This is a genomic window from Mycobacterium sp. (genome assembly GCF_035653355.1).
Taxonomy (GTDB): domain Bacteria; phylum Actinomycetota; class Actinomycetes; order Mycobacteriales; family Mycobacteriaceae; genus Mycobacterium.
The window spans coordinates 1-6,491 of the sequence record NZ_DASRBZ010000126.1 but is presented as its reverse complement, the minus strand read 5'-3'; the positions used below and the strand labels follow the sequence as shown (position 1 = coordinate 6,491).

At 67.7% G+C, this 6,491-nt stretch carries 4 protein-coding genes and 2 pseudogenes; 3 read left to right on the top strand and 3 right to left on the bottom strand.

The window, feature by feature from the left end; translation table 11 throughout:
• Positions 1–754 (top strand): annotated as a pseudogene (locus VFA16_RS03975) (DNA-binding protein); the annotation flags it as partial.
• A 77-nt stretch (positions 755–831) separates the two neighbouring features.
• Complete coding sequence (locus VFA16_RS03970) at positions 832–2,031, top strand: class I SAM-dependent RNA methyltransferase (protein WP_324966562.1); 1,200 nt, start codon at positions 832–834, stop codon at positions 2,029–2,031.
• A gap of 77 nt (positions 2,032–2,108) precedes the next feature.
• Here the strand turns inward: VFA16_RS03970 and VFA16_RS03965 are convergent, their stop codons facing one another.
• Both VFA16_RS03965 and VFA16_RS03960 read right to left on the bottom strand, forming a co-directional pair.
• Positions 2,109–3,398: an ArsB/NhaD family transporter gene (locus VFA16_RS03965; protein WP_324966561.1), complete on the bottom strand. Its 1,290-nt coding sequence runs from the start codon at positions 3,396–3,398 to the stop codon at positions 2,109–2,111.
• Between the two features lie 16 nt (positions 3,399–3,414).
• Positions 3,415–3,858, bottom strand: a complete 444-nt coding sequence (locus VFA16_RS03960) for a CBS domain-containing protein (protein WP_324966560.1) — start codon at positions 3,856–3,858, stop codon at positions 3,415–3,417.
• An 80-nt stretch (positions 3,859–3,938) separates the two neighbouring features.
• Here VFA16_RS03960 and dxs point away from each other — a divergent pair.
• Positions 3,939–5,851 (top strand): annotated as a pseudogene (gene dxs / locus VFA16_RS03955) (1-deoxy-D-xylulose-5-phosphate synthase).
• Here dxs and VFA16_RS03950 read toward each other — a convergent pair.
• Positions 5,848–6,491, bottom strand: a 644-nt coding sequence (locus tag VFA16_RS03950) for an HRDC domain-containing protein (protein ID WP_324966559.1), incomplete at its 5' end; no start/stop codon positions are given. The pseudogene dxs and the gene VFA16_RS03950 overlap by 4 nt on opposite strands.

Here is a 6,491-nt window from a genome sequence, read left to right as displayed (position 1 = left end):
CATCGCGTTCCGCGCGCAGGTGACCGCGCTCATCCAGCTCTACATCGTCGGGGTGTTCATTTCGTTCACCCTGAGCCAAATCGGCATGGTCCGGCACTGGACCCGGTTGCTGCGCAACGAAACCGATCCGTCGTTGCGGCGCAAGATGATGCGCTCCCGCGTGGTCAACACGATCGGGTTCCTGTCCACCGGCACCGTGCTGTTCGTGGTGCTGATCACCAAGTTCCTTGCCGGAGCCTGGATCGCGGTCGTCGCGATGGGCTCGCTGTTCCTAATCATGAAGATGATCCGCCGGCACTACAACACCGTCAGCCAGGAACTGGAGGAACAGGCCGCAGCCGACAACGACGTGGTGTTGCCGAGCCGCAACCACGCCGTGGTGCTGGTGTCGAAGTTGCATCTGCCGACGCTGCGTGCACTGGCCTATGCGCGGGCGACCCGGCCCGACGTGCTGGAAGCCGTCACGGTCAGCGTCGACGACGCCGAAACCCGTGAGCTGGTTCGCAAATGGGAAGACAGCGATATCAGCGTGCCGCTCAAGGTGATCGCGTCGCCGTATCGAGAAGTCACCCGCCCGGTGTTGGATTACGTTAAACGGGTCAGCAAGGAGTCGCCACGCACCGTGGTGACGGTGTTCATCCCGGAGTATGTGGTGGGCCACTGGTGGGAGCAGCTGTTGCACAACCAGAGCGCGCTTCGGCTCAAAGGCCGGCTGCTGTTCATGCCCGGGGTGATGGTGACTTCGGTTCCCTGGTAACTGAGTTCGTCGGAACGGGTTAAGGCGCTGCAGCCGCATGCCGCTCCCGGCGACGCCCGACGGGGCATCTTCGATTGACGGGCGCGTTGACCGAGACCCCCAACCTGACGTTGACGGTTGACGTTCCCGCCAACGGCGGCAGCTGCGTGGCCCGCCACGAGGGCCGGGTGGTGTTCGTGCGCTACGCGTTGCCGGGTGAACGGGTGCGGGCGCGGGTCACCGCCGACCGCGGCTCGTATTGGCACGCCGAGGCCCTCGAGGTGATCGAGCCGTCACCCGATCGGATAGCGTCGTTGTGCCCGATCGCCGGAGTCGACGGCGCCGGGTGCTGCGATCTGGCGTTCGTTGACCCGCAGGCGGGGCGGGCGCTCAAGGCGCAAGTGGTCAGCAATCAGCTTGCGCGCCTGGGTGGTTACCGCTGGCACGGCGAGGCCGAACCGCTCGGCGCTGCGGGCCCGACGGGCTGGCGAACGCGAGTGCGCCTCGACGTGGGCGCCGACGGCCGGGCCGGCTTTCACCGCTACCACAGCGACGAGCTGGTCACCGACTTGCATTGCGGTCAACTGCCCGCCGCGATGATCGATGGTTTGGCGTCGGCCGAGTGGGCGCCGGACGCGCAACTGCACATCGCCGTCGACGACGACGGACAGCGGCATGTGGTGCAAACCGTGAAGCAGGGCCGCAAAACCGTCGCCGAGGTGGTCGAGGGCAACTATCAGGCGGTCCAGCGGGCGGGCGGGCGCAGCTGGCGGATTCCGGTGACGGCGTTCTGGCAGGCCCACCGTGACGCGGGGCAGGTCTATAGCGCCATGGTGCGCGACTGGGCGCGACCGGCCGCCGGGACGACCGCCTGGGACCTGTACGGCGGCGCGGGCCTGTTCGCCGCGGTGCTGGCTGAGGCGGTGGGGACGTCAGGGCGAGTGCTGAGCGTCGACACGGCTCGAGCGGCGTCGCGGGCTGCCCGGGCCGCGCTGGCCGACTTGCCTCAAGTTCAGGTGATCACCGATTCGGTGCGCCGCGCGCTGACGACGCAATCCGTCGCGGCCGACGTGGCGGTGCTAGATCCACCGCGGTCGGGTGCCGGGCGTGACGTCATCGACCTGCTGGCCGCAGCGCGAGTGCCGCGATTGGTGCACATCGGTTGCGAGGCAGCATCCTTCGCCCGCGATATCGGCCTCTACCGCCAGCGCGGCTACACCGTCGAAAAGCTGCGGGTGTTCGACGCCTTCCCGCTGACTCATCACGTCGAGTGCGTAGCGCTGCTGACCCGCTAGCCGTTTGCCGCGAGCGGGCACAGATGTACAGCGTTTACCGCGTGTCGGCGTACAAACACGCCCGCTCGCGGTCGAAATTAGGCCAAGACGAAGTAGCGCACCCACAGGTAGAGCGCGGTCAGCCCGAGCGACATCGCCGTGACCACCGCGCCTTTGCGGGTGAACTCCCAAAACGAAATGGGACTGTCTGCGCGCCTTGCGATTCCGATGATGACGACGTTGGCGCTGGCCCCGACCGCGGTCAGGTTGCCGCCGAAGCCGGTGCCCAGTGCAAGCGCCCACCACAACACGTCCGGGTTGACGTGGCCGACCATTGACGGCACGAGTTCGCCGACGATGGGTGCCATCGTCGCGGCGTACGGAACGTTGTTGATGACGCCGCCGAACACCAGCGACGCGGCCAGCACCAGCATCGTGGTCAGCAGCGCATTGCCGCCGGTCGCTGTAATGGCCGATCGCGCCAAAGAATTCACGACACCGGTCTTGACCAAAGCGCCGACCATGACGAACAGCCCGGCGAAGAACAGCAGCGTGTCCCACTCGACGCTGGACAGGTAATCCGAGCGTTCCAGCCCGGAAATCACGATCAGGACGCCGGCGCCCAACAGCGCCACCACCGACGGGTCCATGCGCAGCGCCGAGTGCGCGACGAATCCCGCGAACACCAGGGTCATCACCACCCCGCACTTGACCAGCAGCCCCCGGTCGCGGATGGCTTCGCGTTCTTCCAGCGCCATGACGTCGGCGACGCGCTCCGGGTCGACTGAGAACGCACCGGGGAACAGCCGGGGTAGCAGCGCGATGAACACGGCGGTGACGACCACGACGAGCGGCGTCAGGTGGATCAGGAAATCGTTGAACGACAACCCTGCCCGGCTGGCGATGATGATGTTGGGCGGGTCACCGACCAACGTCGCGTTGCCGCCGATGTTGGAGGCGAATGCTTCGGCCATCAAAAACGGCGCCGCGTTGATCTCCAGCCGATCGCAGACCAACAACGTCACCGGCGCGATCAACAACACCGTGGTGACGTTGTCCAGCGTTGCCGACCCGAACGTGGTGACCAGCACCAGCAGGACCATGATGCGCAGCGGGGAGCCTTTTGCGCGCTTGGTCGCCCAGATCGCGACGTATTCGAAGACACCGGTCTGGCGCAGCACGCTGACGATGATCATCATGCCGAGCAGCAAAAACAGGACGTCCCAGTCGATTCCGGTGGCGTGGGAGTAGAACACGTCGTGGGACCTGATCACCGGCAAGGTGACCACGATCGCGGCGCCCGTCAATGCCACCACTGTTTTGTTGAGCCGGTCGTGGGCGATCAAGGCGTAGGCGATCACGAATACGGTGACCGCGACGGCGCTCATCGGCGCTCCGCCCGGATCAATGCTTCAGCGCCGCGGCCAGCAGGCGCGACGCGGTGATCACCCCGAGCAGCGTGCCCTCTTTGACCACTGCGATCAGCGGACTGCGCAGCCGCGCCATCAGGGTCGCCACCTCGATGATGGTGTCGTCGGCGTCGGCTGCCGGAATCTCGACCAGATGCTCCGGCAGCACGTCGCGGACTTTCTTGCCGCCCAGCTTTTCCGCGGCCCGGTCAGCCATCGATTCGTTGAGCACACCGGCCAGCGAGGGGTCGTCTTGCACATACCGCGGCACGATGAAGCGGACGACCTGAGAAGCTGGCAGCACCGCGTACGGCTTGCCGGACTGGTCGGTGACGACGATCCCGGGCAAGCGATGCTCGGCAAGCAGGCGGGCGGCGTCGAGGGCAGCAGAGTCGATGCTCACGACGGGGAAATCTTCGGCGATCTCCTCTGCGCGCATACCCGCGACGATACGTCGGTGAGCCGCTGGTGGCGCGTTTGGTTTGCCGGGACGGGCGCGGGGCTGCGTACACTGGCGAAATGCTTGAACGGATCCGCGGGCCCGCTGATCTGCAGCCCCTCTCGCAAGCTGAGCTCAAGGATCTGGCGCACGAGATTCGGCAGTTTCTGATCCACAAAGTGGCCGCCACCGGGGGACACCTGGGGCCCAATCTCGGTGTCGTCGAGCTGACGCTGGCGCTGCACCGCGTGTTCGACTCGCCGCACGATCCGATCATCTTCACACCGGCCACCAGGCGTACGTGCACAAGATGCTGACCGGGCGCTGCGCCGACTTCGAGACGCTGCGCAAGAAGGGTGGCCTGTCGGGGTATCCGAGCCGCGCGGAAAGCGAGCACGACTGGGTCGAGTCCAGCCACGCCAGCGCGGCGCTGTCTTACGCCGACGGGCTGGCCAAGGCGTTCGAGCTGACCGGTCACCGCAACCGGCACGTGGTGGCGGTGGTCGGCGACGGCGCGCTGACCGGCGGCATGTGCTGGGAGGCGCTGAACAACATCGCCGCGGCCCGCCGTCCGGTGGTGATCGTCGTCAACGACAACGGCCGCAGCTACGCACCCACCATCGGCGCGTTCGCCGACCGCCTGGCCGCGCTGCGGCTGCAGCCCGCCTATGAGCACCTGCTGGAGAAGGGCCGCGGCGCGGTGCGCGGCATGCCGGTCATCGGCGAACTGGTCTACCACCTCATGCACAGCGCAAAAGCCGGCATCAAAGACGCGTTGTCGCCGCAGCTGCTGTTCACCGATCTTGGGCTCAAATACGTCGGACCGGTCGACGGCCACGACGAACGCGCCGTGGAGTCCGCGTTGCGCCATGCCCGCGGCTTCGGCGGCCCGGTGATCGTGCACGTGGCCACCCGCAAGGGGATGGGTTATCCGCCGGCGGAGGCCGACGAGGCTGAGCTGATGCATTCCTGCGGTGTGATCGACCCGGCGACCGGGGCGGCCACCAAGGTGCCAGGGCCCGGTTGGACGGCAACCTTCGCCGACGCGCTGGTCGCCTACGGTGCCAAACGCCGCGACGTCGTCGCGATCACCGCCGCCATGCCCGGGCCCACCGGGCTGACGACGTTCGGGCAGCGGTTCCCGGACCGGTTGTTCGACGTCGGCATTGCCGAGCAGCATGCGCTGACCTCGGCGGCCGGTTTGGCGATGGGCGGGCTGCACCCGGTGGTGGCGATCTACTCGACGTTCCTGAACCGGGCGTTCGACCAGATCATGATGGACGTGGCGCTGCACAAGCTGCCGGTCACCCTGGTGCTCGACCGAGCCGGCATCACCGGCCCCGACGGCGCCAGCCACAACGGCATCTGGGACCTCTCGATGCTGGGCATCGTGCCCGGCATGCGGGTGGCCGCGCCCCGAGACGCCACCCGCCTGCGCGAGGAACTCGGTGAAGCGCTCGAGGTCGACGACGGGCCGACGGCTCTTAGGTTCCCGAAAGGCGATGTGGGAGAAGACATTCCGGCGCTAGAGCGACGCTCCGGCGTCGATCTGCTCGCGGTGCCGGCCGACGGGTTGAGCGCCGATGTGTTGCTGGTCGCCGTGGGGGCATTCGCATCGATGGCGTTGGCGGTGGCCAAGCGGCTGCGCAATCAGGGCATCGGCGTGACGGTGATCGACCCGCGCTGGGTGTTGCCGGTTCCGGACGCGGTGCGCGACTTGGCGGTCGCCCATAAGCTGGTGGTCACGCTGGAAGACAACGGCGTGAATGGCGGGGTGGGCAGCGCGGTTTCGGCGGCGCTGCGGCGTGCGGAGATCGACCTACCGTGCCGCGATGTGGGTCTCCTGCAGCAGTTCTACGACCACGGCTCGCGAAGTGAGATCTTCGCCGACGTGGGGCTGACCGAGCAAGACGTCGCGCGCCAAATCACCGGCTGGGTCGCAGCTCTTGGGAACAACGTGCCGGAGTCGGCGATCCGCGAGCCGATGGACTAATCGGCGGCCTTCGCCAACGCTGCGGCCAAAACGGGGACCACCAGCTCACGCTGCCAGCATCGGGCGTGTCCGGCCGTCAGAAACTCATCGACCACCCGCTCGTCACCACCGCCCCAGTCCCAGCACAGCCGTCGCACCAGGTCAGGGGAGACCAGGTTCTCAACCGGCACCGATACCTGCTGCGACAGCTCCGACAACGCTGCCCGGGCCGCCTCCAGTCGTACCGCGGCCTCGGGCCTCCGCTTGGCCCACCGCGCCGCGGGCGGCGGCCCGTTGGGCGGTTCCAATTCATCTGCGGGCTCCGGGTTTTGGCGGGCCGCTTCCAGCGCCGCTAACCACGTGGCAGCGATGCGGCGCTGCTTGGGCCCGCCGAACACCGGCAGCGCCACCAGATCCTCCACGGCCTTCGGGTCGGCGATGGCCGCGTCGATGATCGCCGAATCGGGCAGGATGCGGCCGGGCGCGATGTCGCGGCGCTGCGCGATGCGGTCACGCGCGGTCCACAACTCGCGCACCGCGGCCAGGCCGCGCCGGTCGCGCACCCGGTGGATGCCGGACGTGCGTTGCCAGTAGTCGCGCCGGGTGGTCGGCGCCGCCAGCGCCGCTGAAACCCGCAGGTACTCGAATTCCTCTGCTGCCC